General features: G+C 66.5%; 19 protein-coding genes. 11 read left to right on the forward strand and 8 right to left on the reverse strand.

Annotated features, from left to right (window positions below; genetic code table 11):
* Positions 1-74 precede the first annotated feature (74 nt).
* From VCJ71_RS09675 to VCJ71_RS09720, 10 genes are all read left to right on the forward strand, one after another.
* The gene (locus tag VCJ71_RS09675) at positions 75-917 is read left to right on the forward strand and encodes a pyruvate, water dikinase regulatory protein (RefSeq protein ID WP_324640753.1); all 843 of its coding nucleotides are present in this window, start codon (positions 75-77) and stop codon (positions 915-917) included.
* The gene (locus VCJ71_RS09680; RefSeq protein WP_324640754.1) at positions 914-1,492 is read left to right on the forward strand and encodes a Maf family protein; all 579 of its coding nucleotides are present in this window, start codon (positions 914-916) and stop codon (positions 1,490-1,492) included. Before VCJ71_RS09675 ends, VCJ71_RS09680 begins: the two co-directional genes overlap by 4 nt.
* Positions 1,489-2,343: a shikimate dehydrogenase gene (aroE, locus tag VCJ71_RS09685; protein WP_324640755.1), complete on the forward strand. Its 855-nt coding sequence runs from the start codon at positions 1,489-1,491 to the stop codon at positions 2,341-2,343. The genes VCJ71_RS09680 and aroE overlap by 4 nt, the downstream gene beginning before the upstream one ends.
* Complete coding sequence (coaE, locus tag VCJ71_RS09690) at positions 2,340-2,933, forward strand: dephospho-CoA kinase (RefSeq protein WP_324640756.1); 594 nt, start codon at positions 2,340-2,342, stop codon at positions 2,931-2,933. Before aroE ends, coaE begins: the two co-directional genes overlap by 4 nt.
* A 48-nt stretch (positions 2,934-2,981) precedes the next feature.
* Positions 2,982-3,671, forward strand: a complete 690-nt coding sequence (dnaQ, locus tag VCJ71_RS09695) for a DNA polymerase III subunit epsilon (protein ID WP_324640757.1) — start codon at positions 2,982-2,984, stop codon at positions 3,669-3,671.
* Positions 3,672-3,728: 57 nt separating this feature from the next.
* Positions 3,729-4,304: a ribosome hibernation-promoting factor, HPF/YfiA family gene (gene hpf / locus VCJ71_RS09700; RefSeq protein WP_324640758.1), complete on the forward strand. Its 576-nt coding sequence runs from the start codon at positions 3,729-3,731 to the stop codon at positions 4,302-4,304.
* 118 nt (positions 4,305-4,422) lie between these two features.
* Complete coding sequence (locus VCJ71_RS09705) at positions 4,423-4,893, forward strand: PTS sugar transporter subunit IIA (RefSeq protein ID WP_324640759.1); 471 nt, start codon at positions 4,423-4,425, stop codon at positions 4,891-4,893.
* Positions 4,883-5,359, forward strand: coding sequence for a PaaI family thioesterase (locus VCJ71_RS09710; protein WP_324640761.1), 477 nt, complete (start codon positions 4,883-4,885; stop codon positions 5,357-5,359). Before VCJ71_RS09705 ends, VCJ71_RS09710 begins: the two co-directional genes overlap by 11 nt.
* Positions 5,360-5,369: 10 nt before the next feature.
* Positions 5,370-5,720 (forward strand): DUF1491 family protein, encoded by a 351-nt coding sequence (locus VCJ71_RS09715; protein WP_324640762.1) that lies wholly within the window; start codon positions 5,370-5,372, stop codon positions 5,718-5,720.
* A gap of 208 nt (positions 5,721-5,928) precedes the next feature.
* On the forward strand, positions 5,929-6,624 hold the full coding sequence (locus VCJ71_RS09720) for a cell wall hydrolase (RefSeq protein ID WP_324640763.1): 696 nt from the start codon (positions 5,929-5,931) through the stop codon (positions 6,622-6,624).
* A gap of 61 nt (positions 6,625-6,685) precedes the next feature.
* On the opposite strand, the gene xth is transcribed toward VCJ71_RS09720, so the two are convergent.
* Genes xth through VCJ71_RS09735 form a run of 3 tightly spaced genes read right to left on the reverse strand, consistent with a single transcriptional unit; the run spans position 6,686 to position 8,275 of the window.
* Entirely contained in the window at positions 6,686-7,471 is a 786-nt protein-coding gene (gene xth / locus VCJ71_RS09725; protein ID WP_324640765.1) for an exodeoxyribonuclease III, read from the reverse strand.
* A gap of 8 nt (positions 7,472-7,479) precedes the next feature.
* On the reverse strand, positions 7,480-7,815 hold the full coding sequence (gene erpA, locus VCJ71_RS09730) for an iron-sulfur cluster insertion protein ErpA (protein ID WP_324640767.1): 336 nt from the start codon (positions 7,813-7,815) through the stop codon (positions 7,480-7,482).
* Between the two features lie 31 nt (positions 7,816-7,846).
* Positions 7,847-8,275, reverse strand: coding sequence for a CBS domain-containing protein (locus VCJ71_RS09735; protein ID WP_324640768.1), 429 nt, complete (start codon positions 8,273-8,275; stop codon positions 7,847-7,849).
* 125 nt (positions 8,276-8,400) lie between these two features.
* Here VCJ71_RS09735 and VCJ71_RS09740 point away from each other — a divergent pair, with 125 nt between their 5' ends.
* Positions 8,401-8,736 (forward strand): hypothetical protein, encoded by a 336-nt coding sequence (locus VCJ71_RS09740; RefSeq protein ID WP_324640769.1) that lies wholly within the window; start codon positions 8,401-8,403, stop codon positions 8,734-8,736.
* A 4-nt stretch (positions 8,737-8,740) separates the two neighbouring features.
* Here VCJ71_RS09740 and VCJ71_RS09745 read toward each other — a convergent pair whose 3' ends face one another.
* The 5 genes from VCJ71_RS09745 to VCJ71_RS09765 all read right to left on the reverse strand — a co-directional run bounded on the left by VCJ71_RS09745 (position 8,741) and on the right by VCJ71_RS09765 (position 13,885).
* Positions 8,741-9,139: a (2Fe-2S) ferredoxin domain-containing protein gene (locus VCJ71_RS09745; protein ID WP_324640770.1), complete on the reverse strand. Its 399-nt coding sequence runs from the start codon at positions 9,137-9,139 to the stop codon at positions 8,741-8,743.
* Between the two features lie 10 nt (positions 9,140-9,149).
* A complete protein-coding gene (locus VCJ71_RS09750; protein ID WP_324640771.1) occupies positions 9,150-11,255 on the reverse strand; it encodes a S9 family peptidase in 2,106 nt (701 codons plus the stop codon).
* A gap of 73 nt (positions 11,256-11,328) precedes the next feature.
* Entirely contained in the window at positions 11,329-11,787 is a 459-nt protein-coding gene (locus VCJ71_RS09755) for a DUF2497 domain-containing protein (RefSeq protein WP_324640772.1), read from the reverse strand.
* A gap of 51 nt (positions 11,788-11,838) precedes the next feature.
* Positions 11,839-13,287, reverse strand: a complete 1,449-nt coding sequence (locus tag VCJ71_RS09760; RefSeq protein ID WP_324640774.1) for a TolC family outer membrane protein — start codon at positions 13,285-13,287, stop codon at positions 11,839-11,841.
* A 1-nt stretch (position 13,288) separates the two neighbouring features.
* Positions 13,289-13,885 (reverse strand): protein-L-isoaspartate O-methyltransferase family protein, encoded by a 597-nt coding sequence (locus VCJ71_RS09765; protein WP_324640775.1) that lies wholly within the window; start codon positions 13,883-13,885, stop codon positions 13,289-13,291.
* Positions 13,886-13,936: the final 51 nt, after the last annotated feature.

The raw sequence follows: 13,936 nt of genomic DNA on the forward strand, positions 1-13,936 counted from the left end.
GCAGGCATGTCCCGTGGTTTATGCCCATGTCTGTGCACAGGGGCTCTGCGCCCCGCTGAAGACCGGGATTTCGCTTGAGCAAGACCCACCTCCACCTCCTGTCCGATTCCACCGGCGAAACGCTGGAAATGATCGCCAAGGCCAGCCTCGCCCAGTTCGAGGATACCGATGTCGTCCGGCATTTCTGGCCGATGGTGCGCAGCCAGGCCCAGCTCGACCGGATCATCGAGGATGTGGCGGCGAAGCCCGGCCTCGTCATCTATACCCTCGTCAATCCCGACGTACGCCGCGCGCTGGACGAGAAGTGCCGGACGCTCGGCCTGCCCGCGGTCGATGCGCTCGACAAGGTGACGGACGCGATTTCCAGCCACCTTGGCCAGGAAGCGAAAGGCCGGCCGGGCCGCCAGCACGCGATGGACGCGGCCTATTTCCGCCGGGTCGAGGCAATCCAGTTCACCATCGCCCATGACGACGGGATCGGCTGGGACAACTGGGAGGAAGCGGACATATTGCTCGCTGGCGTGTCGCGCAGCTCGAAGACGCCGACCAGCATCTATCTCGCCAATCGCGGCTACAAGACCGCGAATATCCCGCTAGTCGTGGAAAGCCCGCCGCCAAACAAGCTTTTCAGCCTGAAGCGCCCGTTGATCGTCGGCCTGACGACGGCGCCGGAACGGCTGGTGCAGATCCGCCGCAACCGCCTGCTGTCGCTGAACGAGCAGGAACAGACCGATTATATCGATGCGCAGCGCGTGCAGGAGGAGGTGCGTTTCGCCCGCCGCCTGTTCGCCGACAACGGCTGGCCAGTGATCGACGTCACGCGCCGTTCGATCGAGGAAACCGCCGCGGCGATCATCCGCCTGATCAGCGAGCGCGATGCGCAGACCGCAGGCGACAGGGTGGGGATTTCGGGATGATCGTGCTTGCCTCCAAGAGCGCGTCGCGCCGCGCGATGCTCGACGCCGCAGGGGTCGATTTCACGCCCGTGCCTGCCGCACTGGACGAGCGCGCGCTGGAAGCGTCGCTGGGCGAAGTTCCCCCGGCCAGCGTGGCGCTCGCCCTGGCAGAGGCCAAGGCGCTGTCGGTCGACGGCGGGATGCGGCCGGTGCTCGGCAGCGATTCTGTGGTGTCGGTGGACGGACGCCGCTTCGACAAGCCGGCCAGCCGGGCGCAGGCTGCGGAGCATTTGCGCTTTTTCTCCGGCAAGACGATGCACCTCCATTCGGGCGCGGCCTTGGCGCTCGGCGGGCACTTGCGCTGGAGCCACGTGGAAGAGGCGCGGCTCGTCGTGCGCCCGCTGAGCGAGGATTTCATCACCCGCTACCTCGCTGCCGAATGGCCGGAGGTCGGCCAGTGCGTCGGCGTATTCAGGATCGAGGCGATGGGCGTGCAGCTGTTCGAACGGATCGAAGGCGACCACTTCACTGTCCTCGGCATGCCGCTGCTGCCGGTCCTCGGCGCGCTGCGGGCGCTGGAAGAGCTGCCGGCATGAGCAAACCCTACGCCGAGGTGATCGGCGATCCGATCGCCCAGTCGAAATCGCCCGCCATCCACAATTTCTGGCTGGGGAAGCTGGATATCGATGCGGACTACCGCGCGCATCGCGTCGCGCCGGCCGATCTTGAGGCATATGTCGCCGCGCGGCATTCCGACCCGGATTGGCGCGGTTGCAACGTCACCATGCCGCACAAGCAGGCGATCCTGCCGCATCTCGACCGGATCGACGATATCGCGCGGCGCATCGGTGCGGTGAACACGGTCTATCGCGAGGGCGAGGCACTGGTCGGCAGCAACACCGATGCGGCGGGCTTCCTCGAGCCCTTGCGGGAAACCCTGGCCGGCCGGCATTATTTCCGCATGGCGCGCATCCTGGGGGCAGGCGGCGCGGCACGGGCCATCGTCGCCGCACTGGCCGATGCGGGGTTCACGCTCGTGGTCGCCGCGCGCGATCCGGCAAAGGCTGACCTGCTGCTCGCCGAGCTTGCCCCGCAGGGCGAGCATCACGCGGCCCCGCTCGCCCATTTCGCCGGGCCGACCGACTTCGCCTTCGATGATCGCGAGGGGTGCTGCGACCTTGTCGTCAATGCAACTCCGCTCGGGATGCGGGGCCAGCCCGCCCTCCCCTTCGACTGGAGCCATGCCCCGCCCGGCAGCATCGCCTACGACATCGTCACCGACCCGGTCGAAACCGTCTTTCTGGCCGGTGCCCGCGCGGCCGGCTTCCAAACCATTGACGGGTTATCGATGCTGGTCGGCCAGGCGGCCGCCGCATTCGAACGCTTCTTCGGCCAGCCCGCCCCGCGCGAATGCGATGCCGAACTGCGCCAGAGGCTGATCGCATGAGCCGTCCTCGTATCGTCGGCCTCACCGGATCGATCGGCATGGGCAAGTCGACCGTTGCCGCCATGTTCGCCGCAGAAGGCGTGCGGGTGTTCGATGCGGATGCCGAAGTGCGGCGGATGCAGGGTCCCGGCAGCGCGCTCCTCCCCGCGATCGAAGCCGCATTCCCCGGCTCGACGGGCGGCGATGGCGTGGACCGCGACGCGCTCGGCGGGCAGGTCTTCGGCGACCCTGAGGCGCTCGTCCGGCTGGAAGCCATCGTCCATCCCGCGGTGGCGGAGGCGCGGGCCGAGTTCCTGCTGGAACACGCCGGCGCGCCGCTGGTGGTGTTCGACATCCCATTATTATTCGAAAAAGGCGGCCATGCGGCGGTCGACACGGTCGTGGTCGTCTCCGCGCCCGACGACGTGCAGCGCGCCCGCGTGCTCGCCCGCCCCGGCATGACGGCGGAGAAGTTCGCCCATATCCTCTCGATCCAGACGCCCGATGCGGAAAAGCGCGCGCGAGCAGACTATGTCGTCGACACCGGCACCAGCCTTGCCGAAACACGGCAGGCGGTGCGCGAATTGGTCGCGAAATTGCGCGCGGGCTGATTCGGCACCTTGCAAGCGGCCCATGCAGCGCCGATATCGGAAGGACCGATGCGAGAAATCATCTTCGATACCGAAACGACCGGCCTCGACCCCAAGACGGGCGACCGCATGGTCGAAATCGGATGTATCGAGATGGTAAACCGGGTTGCGACCGGTAATTCCTACCACGCCTATTTCAATCCCGAGCGGACCATGCCGTCCGAGGCCGAGGCGGTGCACGGGCTCGGCGATGCGTTCCTGGCCGACAAGCCGCTGTTCGCCGCAAAGGCGCGCGAATTGCTCGATTTCATCGGCGATTCCCCGCTTGTCGCGCACAACGCCGGGTTCGATTTCGGCTTCCTCAACAACGAACTGCGCCTCTGCAATACCGAGGAAGTCTCGCTCGACCGGATGGTCGATACGGTGGCGCTGGCGCGCAAGAAGCACCCCGGCGCGAAACTCTCGCTCGATGCGCTGTGCACCCGCTACGGGATCGACCGCAGCCACCGGACGAAGCACGGCGCGCTGCTCGATGCCGAACTGCTGGCGCAGGTCTATGTCGAGCTGACCGGCGGCCGGCAGATCGGGCTGGAGCTTGCTGCGGAAGAGAGCGGCGCTGCCACCCCCGAGCGCCATGTCTACACCCCGCGCGCGGACCGCGAGGTGCGCCCTGCCCGCCCACATTCCGCCAGCGCCGAGGAACTTGCCCGCCACGCGGAGTTTATCGGCCGGATGGACAAGCCCGCCTGGCAAAGCTGACGGCGGACGCAATCACCGGCCCGTCCCCATCGGGCCATCGAAGAAGGAGAACCGACAATGGAAATTCGCGTGTCAGGCCACCAGGTCGAAACCGGCGAAGCGCTGCAGGAACATGCCGAGGAGCGGCTGTCCTCCATTGTCGAGAAGTACTTCAGCAAGGCCATTTCGGCGCAGGTCACGTTTTCCAAGGCGCCCGCCGGTGCTTTCGCCTGCGATATCGTGACCCATGTGATCCAGGGACTGGTGCTGAAAGCCCATGCCGAAGCGCATGATGCGCACCAGGCGCTCGACCAGGCGGCGGCCAAGATCGACAAGCAGGTCCGCCGCTACAAACGCCGCCTGACCGATAATCACGAACGCGCCCAGTTCAGCGCGCGCGAGGAGGAGGCGGCCTACACCGTTTTCGCCGCGCGCGACGACAGCGACGAGGACGAGGTGGAGGAAGTTGCCGACGCCCCCGCCATCGTCGCGGAAACGCGCTGCGACATTCCCGAAGCGAGCGTGTCGGATGCCGTGATGATGCTCGACCTGCGCGATACGGACGCGCTGTTCTTCAAAAATGCTGGCACCGGCTCGCACAATATGGTCTATCGCCGACGCGACGGATCGATCGGCTGGGTCGAACCGTCCTGACGCCGGCGGCTTTGCTGGGAGAGCGAGGCCGGACCCCACCGAAAGGTGCAGCGCTTGCGGGCCCGCTTCGTGGCCCGCCCCTCGCTGCGGAACGATCGAATACGACGAAGTTTACGCGATGCCTGCCAATTTCCTGCTCGACCCCAAGGCGATCCTGACGGCCGCCGACGGGTCGATTGCGACCAAATCCGATATCCTGGGCCTGCTCTCGACATGTTTTGCCGAGGTTTACGAGTTCGATCCCGCTGCCGTGCTTGCAGGGCTGGAAGAGCGGGAGAAGCTTGGCAGCACCGGCTTCGGGCGCGGGATCGCGATGCCGCACGCGCGCTATGCCGGGCTGAAGCGCCCGGTCGCCGCACTGATCCGCCTGCCGGAGCCGATCGACTTTGCCGCCGCCGATGCGATGAAGGTGGAACTGGTCTTCGCCCTGCTTTCGCCTACCGATGCCGGCGCCACCCACCTGCATGCGCTCGCCGCCATGTCACGCATGCTCAGGGACGATGCGCTGCTGGAGCGCTTGCTGGCGGCCGAAACCAGCGATACGCTGCGCGGCGTGATGACCGATGCCGGGGAGCGCGATGCCGCCTGAAGGCGATCCCGCCCTTGCCGCAGGCGCGGCGAGCCACTGGCGCGCGCTCGAAGGCCTTTACGCATCGGCCGCGATCAACGAACTCTTCGCCTCCCGGCTGGAAATCGAACGGCAGGGCGAGGCGCGGATCACTTTCGAAGTGACCGGCAAGGTCTACCATGCCGCCGGCGCGGCCCACGGGACGATCTATTTCAAGATGCTCGACGATGCGGCTTTCTATGCCGCGAACACGCTGGTGAGCGACCGCTTCCTGCTGACCACCGGCTTCAACCTCCATTTCACCAAGCCGGTGCGCGAAGGGCTGGTGACCGCAGAAGGGCGCTGGGTGAGCGGCAAGCGGCGCGTGCTGGTGGCCGAATCGCGGCTGGTCGATGCCGAGGGCGAGGAAATCGGGCGCGGAACAGGCACTTTCATGCGCAGCCGGATCCCGCTGTCGGGCCTGCCCGGCTATGGCCCCGCCCGTTGAGGCGAATCGGATGAGCGAGGGCGAAGCGCGCCTGCCCGCCCACGTCGAAATTTCGGGATTGATCCGCGCGGTCCAGGCCGAAGGCGGTTTTGCAACCGTGCTTTCCAAAGGTGAACGCGACGCCGGTACAATCCTTGTCATTTGTTGCGAGAACGGCCGCAACGGCAGACTTTATGAACGGATGCCAGATCTGGACGGCGGCCGAAAATGGACCCTGACAAAATCGGAAGACTTTGAAAAGCCTCTGGAATTTTCCGAATATTGGCAGCGCAGGGCGAATTCCGATCCCGATTGCTGGGTTCTGGAACTGGATATCGACAATGGTGAACGGTTCGTCGGAATTAAGGGAACCGAAAGTTGACGTTCGGGGAAAGGCCGCTACTTGGCCACCCGCAACTTGGATGCGCAGGCGGTGCGCGCTCACAATTCGGTGAGCAGCATTAGCACGCAGACGGGGGCCGGCCGGCAGGCCGAAGAAGGACGGAACCAATAATATAAGCCGCGAATGGGATGCGGCCGGTAACCGTCAGCCTGCGCAGGTCCGACCACCGCCCTAAGTGTTCTGGAAAATGAAGTTCATGAAGCGCGCCGTCACCCTTGGGGTGGCGACCACGATTTTTGCCACGCTTGCAGGGGCCGAAGGCCCCGGCGCCCTCGCCCAGGATGCGGCGACCGAAGCAAGCGAAACCACTGTTTCCACGGCGGCCCCTGTCGAAGGTGCAGTCGCCGATCCGGCCACCGAGGCGCAGACGGACGAAAGCGACATCGTTTTCGTGTCCGAGCCGGTGGTCCAGCCCCTCGATCCCGAGCAGGTCGCTGCCGATGCGGCCGCCAACGCGACGCCGGCGCAAGCCGCCTCGCTGCGTGAGCTGGTGGCAAGCATGGACACCTCGGGCGAGCTTTCGCGCGACATGCACTGCCTTGCCGGCGCGATTTATTTCGAATCCAAGGGCGAACCGCTCGCCGGCCAGTTGGCCGTGGGCCGCGTCATCGTCAACCGCACCGAATCCAGCCGCTGGCCCGACAGCTATTGCGGCGTGGTGCTTCAGCGTTCGCAGTTCTCCTTCGTGCGCGGCGGTGCGATCCCCGCGATCAACACGTCGAGCAAGGCCTGGCGCGACGCCAAGGCAATCGCCCGCATCGCGCACCAGGACTTGTGGGACAGCCCGGCCAAGGGCGCGACGTTCTTCCACGCGGTCTACGTCAATCCGCGCTGGCGCCTGACCCGCGTGGCGCAGGTTAACAACCACATTTTCTACCGCTGAGCGGCAGCATAACTGCAACGCAGCCCCTGTCCGGTCCGTCCGGGCGGGGGTTTTTCGTGCATCAGTCGGTCAGTTCGACCCAGACCGGTGTGTGATCGCTCGCTTTCTCGCGCCCGCGATGTTCCTTGTCGACCCCGGCGGCGACCATCCGGTCGGCGGCTTCGGGCGAAAGGAGAAGGTGGTCGATGCGGAAGCCGTGATCACGTTGCCACGCGCCGGCCTGGTAATCCCAGTAGGTCCACACGCCGCCGCGCGGGTTCAGGCTGCCGATGGCGTCGGTCCACCCGTCGCCGAGCATGCGGAAATAGGCATCGCGCGACTCGGGCTGCATCAGCGCATCGTCCTGCATGGCCTTGACCGACCAGACATCGCTGTCGCGCGGAATGACGTTGAAATCGCCGAGCACCACGGTCGGCTTCTCGCGCGCGGAAAGCTCCGCCATGCGGGCGCGCAGCCGCTCCATCCATGCAAGCTTGTAGTCGAATTTCGGCCCGGGCTGCGGATTGCCGTTGGGCAGGTAGAGGTTGCAGATGCGAATGCCGTTCACATCCGCTTCGAGATAGCGGGCCTGTTCGCCCTCGCCTTCCTTCGGGCCGTCGATGCCGAGGCCGCGCTGCGTTTCCACCGGCGCTGTTCCGTCGGCGAGGATGGCGACGCCGTTGAAACTCTTCTGCCCGTGCCAGATCGCCTTGTAGCCGATCTCCTCGAACTCGGACGCGGGAAAGCCCTCGTCCATCGTCTTGATTTCCTGCAGGCAGGCGACGGCGGGGCGCGTTTCTTCCAGCCATTCCTTCAACCGCGGCAGGCGCGCCTTAATGCCGTTGATGTTGAAGCTGGCGATGCGCACGAGGGGCGTCAGATACCGAAGCTGGAGCCGCAGCCGCAGCCGGCCGCCGCTTGCGGGTTCTCGACCCGGAACGCCGCGCCGCCGAGCGATTCGACGAAATCGACCTGGCTCCCGGAAACGAGATCGAGGCTGACAGGGTCGACGACCAGTTTCACCCCGGCGGTTTCGCTGACAAGGTCGCCGTCTTCCTGTCCCTCGGCGAGGTCGAACTTGTACTGGAAGCCCGAACAGCCGCCGCCTTCGACCGAAAGACGAAGGATCGCGGGCTTGTTCTGCCGCTCGGCGATCCACGCCACGCGCTTGGCGGCGGAGTCCGTCAGGGTCGGGGCTTGGGTATCGGCCATGGGACCGATGTAGGGGGGGAAGGGCGCGCGCTCAAGCCGTGGCGATATATTCGCGCATCGCGTCGGCCTCGCCCGCGATCTCGTCCATGCGGTTCTTGACGAGGTCGCCGATCGACAGGAAGCCGATCATCTCCGTGCCCCGCATCACCGGCAAATGGCGGATGCGGCGCCGCGTCATCAGGCCGAGGGCTTCGTTGATGCTTGCTTCGGGATCGACCGTGATGGGCGGCGACGTCATGCATTCGCCGACCGATTTCTGCAGGATCGCCTCGCCGTCGTTGGCGATGCCGTAGAGGATGTCGCGTTCGGACACGATGCCGACCACCTGCCCCGAATCGAACACGGGCATGGCCCCGATCCGCTTGTCGGCAAGGATCATTGCGGCTTCGGCCATGGTCTCCCCGGTCGAGCAACCGATGACTTCGCGCTCCATCTGGCCGAGCAATTGCGAAATCTTCATGGGCTGCCTCCTCACTTCCGGGTATCGGGAGCATGCCAGAAATTCGTGCGCGTTGCCAGATTGGCCGCGGCTTCGAGTAACGGCGGGGCTAGGAAACCGTGCGCAGAACCGCCATCTGTGCAGCCATGCCCGACAAGCCCCCCAGCCGACCGCAGCGCAAGTCGCCGCTCGAGAACCCCGAAAATGCCGCCTTCGCCTGGGCGCGGTTCCGCCGCCTGATGCGGCTGATGCTGGCAATCACCATAGGCGTCGTCATTATCGCACTCGTGCTGCTTTACCGCAGCAACGGGCTGGTTTCGGTGCATTTCTACATCGCGACCGCGCTCGGCATCGGCTTTGCCATGCTGGCGACATCGGCGCTGATGGGACTGGTGTTCCTTTCCAGCGGCACCGGTCACGACGAATCGGTCGAAGACCCGCTGGAAGACGAATTCGACGGCGACTGGGGCAAGAAGGACTGAGCGCCTATTCCTTCACGGCCGGGCGGAGCCGGTAATCCTCCACCGGCACGCCGCCGATGAAATGTTCCTGCAGGATCCGCTCGAGCGCGGTCTCGTCGCAGCTGTGGTACCAGATGCCGTCCGGCCAGACGACCGCGATGGGTCCCTGCTCGCACACCTGCAGGCAATCGGCCTTGGTTCGCTGGAAGCCGCCCGGCCCCTTGCCGAGCGCGGCATCGCGGCGCGGCCCGGCGAGGCCCAGCTGCTTCATCCGCTTCTTCAGGAACTTCCACGCCGCTTCGCCTTCCGCGCGCTTGCAGCATTTCTGCTTGTCGGAAATGGCGCAGATGAAGATGTGACGCTCGATCTGGCCGCCACCGATCTTCGCCAGCGCCTTTTCCGCCTTGGCGATACCCTTGCTCAAGACCGCTGGCTCACTGCGACAGGTGCTTGTCGAGCCAGTCGAAGACCGTGTTGTGCCACTGCAGCGAGTTCTTCGGCTTCAGCACCCAGTGGTTCTCATCCGGGAAGACCAGCAGCTGGCTGTCGATGCCGCGCTCCTGCAGCGCGGTGAAGCTGGCCAGGCCCTGCGTATAGGGCACGCGGAAATCCATCTCGCCGGTAATGACCAGCATCGGCGTCTGCCAATTGTCGACATAGTTCACCGGGTTCCAGCGTTCGTAGAGCGCCTTCTGCTCCGAATAGCTGCCGCCGAAGTCCCATTTGGGAAACCACAGTTCTTCCGTGGTGTAATAGAAGCTGCGCATGTCGAACAGGCCGTCATGCTGGACCAGGCAGTCGAACCGGTCGGCCCAGTTCCCCGCAATCCAGTTCATCATGTAGCCGCCGTAGGACGCGCCCATGGCGCAGGCGCGGCTGCCATCGAGCTGGCTGTCGCCCGCCAGCGCGGCGGCAAGGCCGAGCTGCAGGTCTTCCAGCGGCTTGCCGCCCCAGTCGCGGTTGATGCTGTCGGTAAAGGCCTGGCCGTACCCGGTGGAGCCGTGGAAATCGATCGAGACCACGGCATAGCCCTGGCTCGCCACCACGCGCGGGTTCCAGCGGCTGGACCAGCCGTCGTTGAAAGAGCCCTGCGGCCCGCCGTGCACGTAGAGCACGACCGGCAGCGGCCCTTCGACCCATGCCGGCTTGTGGATCATGCCCCAGACGTTATCGCCGCCGGCGCCTGCGAAGTTGAAGCGGGTGGTTTCCACCTGCGCCAGCGCCTCGAAATCGGACGCGGTCACGTCGGTCAGGCGACGGGAGCCCTGCCAGCCGTCGGAAAGATAAATCTCGCTCGGCGCGGCGACCGAATTGCGGGTGAAGACGATGCGGTTGCCGGTCAGGATGGCGGCCACGCCGATGCGCGCCTCGTTGCCTTCCACAAGGTCGAGCCGGGTGACTTCGCCGCTGCGCGGATCGATGCGGAAGGCCGGATCGTCCAGCACGTCGCCTGCCGTCGCCACGATCCAGCGCGAGTCGGGCGTCCAGTTGAGCGAGTGGAAGCTGCGGTCGAAATCCTGCGTGAGCGCGCGGGTCTCGCCCGTCGCCAGATCGTGCAGCTGCACCACCAGCCGGTCCGATTCGTAACCGGGCCGCGCCATCGCGAGATAGGCGAGGTAGCGCCCGTCGGGCGACGGCGCCGGCATCGTGTCGGTGGCATCGTTTGCGTCGGTCAGGTTGCGGACCGCGCCGGTGGCCAGGTCCGTGCGGTAGATATCGACGTTTGTGGAAGTGGGCTCCTCGCCGTCGGATACGCGGCCGGCGAAGAACACGCTGCCGCCGTCGGCAGCCCAGGCGATATCCTCGCCCCCGCCGAAAGGCATGGTCGGCGTGTTCGCCACGAGCGCGCCGTCGCCCGCCGGCCCGTCGAGCGGAGTACCCGCGCCGGTCACGACGTTGTCGATGGGGAAGGCAAAGGCGCGGTTGTAGATGCCGGATTGCTCCCAGCCGTCCCAGTGGCGGTAGAACCCGCCGTCGCCGTCATAGAGGCGGCCGGTCCCGGGGCCGGGCAGGCTGGTTGCCGGTGTGCTGCAGCCGAAAGTGGCGCATTCGCGCGAGAACGTGCCCATCAGCACGACCTTGCTGCCATCGCCCGACAGGTCGAAGCCCGCCACATTGCCATCGACGCGGGAGACCTGGTGGATGGCGGACACGCCTTCGCTGCCCAGCACCGCGTGGAACAGCTGGCTGCGCCCTTCCATGCGCGAGGAAAGGAAATAGACCGAGCCGTCAGGCGCGAATTCGAAGCTGGAGGCGTCGCCCGCGAAATTGAGTGTGATCGGCGCATCGGTGTCGCCGCCGGCGGGGACGTAATGAATAGCGGTGCTGCGGGCGAAGCTTTCCGGATCGGTGGCGGTGACGGTCCAGAGCATCGCCCCGTCGGCGGAGACGACCGGGGAGCCGAGCCGGGGCGCAGTAACGAGGTCCAGAGCCGTCATCGGGCGCGGATCGTCGTCATGGTCGTCGGCGAGAGCGGGGGAAGCGGCGAGGGCGGCGGTGAGGGCGAGCGCAACGGCGGCGCTGGACAGGAGCGTTTTCATGCGCGCCTGACTAGCACCGCGGCGCGCGCTGGCAAATGAACAGATTGGGGGAGGGCGCCTTTGCGGGCGTGGTTCAGCCGCGCTTGCCCGCGATACGCGCGATTTCGGCCTGCACCATCCGCTCCACCATCGGCGGCAGGTTCTGGTCGAGCCACTGGGCCAGCATCGGGCGCAGCATCTCGCGCACCAGCCCTTCCAGCGAGGTTTCGCCGGAGCGCACGATCTGCGGCTTCGCGCCCGGTTCGGCGAGCATGGAGAGCGCTGCGAAACTGTCGCGCATGCCGCGTTCGACTTGCTCGTCGATCAGGCCGCCTGCCGGGGGGATGTCGTCATCGTGAGACACCATCTCACCGGCATCGGAAAGGTCGAGAATATCTTCGGCCTCGTCCGCATCGACGGGTTCGGGCACGGCGTCCATCCGGTCGCCCAGCCGTTCCTTGCGCGCCTGCGCCGCGTCGCGGTTGTCGCGCGCGATCACCTGTTTGATGGAGGCGAGGATTTCCTCGACCGACGGTTCGCTTTCGTGCGGCATGGCTTGTCCCCGGTTGGCCCCGACACTGCCCCGATGGCGGTTAACCATGAATCAGGGCTGGTCGGAGATTTCGCCGTCCTGCGCTTCGGTGTCAACGGTCCTTGTGGCGCTGGCGACCGGATCGGGTTCGTTCGACCAGTCCCACACCTGCCCGCGAACCCGCTCGAGATTGAGCGCCGGATCGTAAAGCGGGCCGTATTCCTCCAGCCCCAAGTCGCGCGCCTCGGCGCGGCCCATCGCGGCCAGCAGCGAGAAGCCAGCGACATAGGCGTTGCGCCGCGCGGTCACCAGCTGGACGCGGCTGCGGAGCAATTCCTGTTCTGCGTTCAGAACGTCGAGCACCGTTCGGTTGCCGACGCTGTTTTCCGCGCGCACGCCTTCCAGGCTGAGCTCCGCCGCGTCGACCGCGACCTGCGTCGACGCGATGATCGCATTGGCCGCTTCCCAGCTGGCATAGGCGCCGCGAACCTGCGCGATGATGTCGCGCTCCACGGCGATGACTTGCTCCAGCGCGGCTTCGCGTCGGGCCTGCGACTGGCGGATGAAGGCGCCCGTGCGCCCCCCGGTGAAGATCGGGATGGAGGCGCGCACGCCCGCGGTCACGGCGGTCGAGCCGTCGGTCACGACCACGCCCACCGGCAGGCCGTCCGTGTCGACCGAGCCGAGCGTGTTGTCGTAGCCCGCGTTCACGAAGCCTTCGACCCGCGGCAGGCGGCCCGCACGCGCGATATCGACGTCCAGCCCGGCAGCCCGCGCGCGTTCCACGGCGGCGATCAGGTCCGGGTTGTTGTCGAGCGCGATGGCGACCGCTTCCTCGGGGGAGGCGGGCAGGCCGGGCAGGGGCGGCGGCGGCTGCAGGTCGTCGGGTTCGGAGCCGACAAGCTGGATATAGCGCTCGCGCGCGTTGATAAGGTTCGACTGGGCGGAACGCAGGTCGCTGCGCGAAAGGGCAAGGCGCGATTCGGACTGCGCCACGTCGGTCAGCGTCAGGTCGCCGATTTCGAACCGGTCGCCCGTGGCTTCGAAATTGACCTGCAGGACGTTCACGTTGGCCTGCGACAGACCGACGATCGCCTCGTTCTGGATTACGTCCATGTAGGCGCCGACAACCTGGGTGAAGAGGAAGCTTTCGGTGCCGCGCAGGTCCGCGCGCCCGGCCTCGACCCGCGTTTCGGCCGCCTGCACCGACCGGCGGACCGCGCCGCCGGTATACAGCGGCACGCCGAGATCGATGCCGGCACCCGCGCTACGGGCGGCGTTGCCCTGGCCTTCGAGGAATTCGAAATAGCTCGCATTGCCGGAGACCGAAGGGAGCCCGTCGGCGCGCTCGATCGGCACGTTCTCGTCCAGCGCGCGCTGCTGGGCCCGCGCACTCTCCAGCGTGGGGTTGTTTCGGTAAGCCTCGGCCAGCGCTTCCTTCAGCGTGTCGGCAGAGGCCGGCACGGCAAGGACTGCAGCCAGCGCCGCGCCGCACAAAAGAGCGAAACCCCCCTTGGCCATGTCAGAACGTCCAGCTTTTCTCGGCCGCAAAGGCAGCGATCACCGGCATCCCGACATCGCCGATCGGGAGGAGGGCGACCGACTTGCCGGCCAGCTTTCCGCGCGCCAGCCGGGTGACGCCCTTCTCGACGATCCCGGTCACGATGCGCCCATCCGGGCCGAGCCGTTTGGCGATGGCAGGCGGAAGCTGTTCGGCCGCGCCGTCCACCAGGACGAGGTCGAAATCGCCCTTCTTCTTCGAAGTCGCGGCCGATGCGGCCGCCTCGCTCGTCACCTCGCCGCCCATTTCGGCGACCAGCGCGGCAAGATAGCCGCTGCCGTTTTCGAGCACGAGCACCTTTTCACCCGCCTGCGGCATCGCCTCTTCCAGCATCTTGCCCTGCACCACGGGGGCCGCCAGCGCGCCGCCATCGGCCAGCGGGATGGCGCGGTCGATATAGGCATGGCCGCGCTTCTCGGCAGGCAGGTAATCCTCGCGCGGGACCGCTTCCATCGCGCGCACGACACGCGGGGTGGTGACCCCGCTGGTGCGCAGCTGGCTGTCGATCATGGCGCGGCGGGCAGTCCGTGTCCCGGCGTCTTCGGCGACGGTTGTCATTCGCATTCCTTTTCATGGCCGTCCATCGGACCATCGGCGCACTGTATTATC

The organism is Pseudoblastomonas aquimaris (genome assembly GCF_035481675.1).
Taxonomy (GTDB): Bacteria; Pseudomonadota; Alphaproteobacteria; order Sphingomonadales; family Sphingomonadaceae; genus Alteriqipengyuania_B.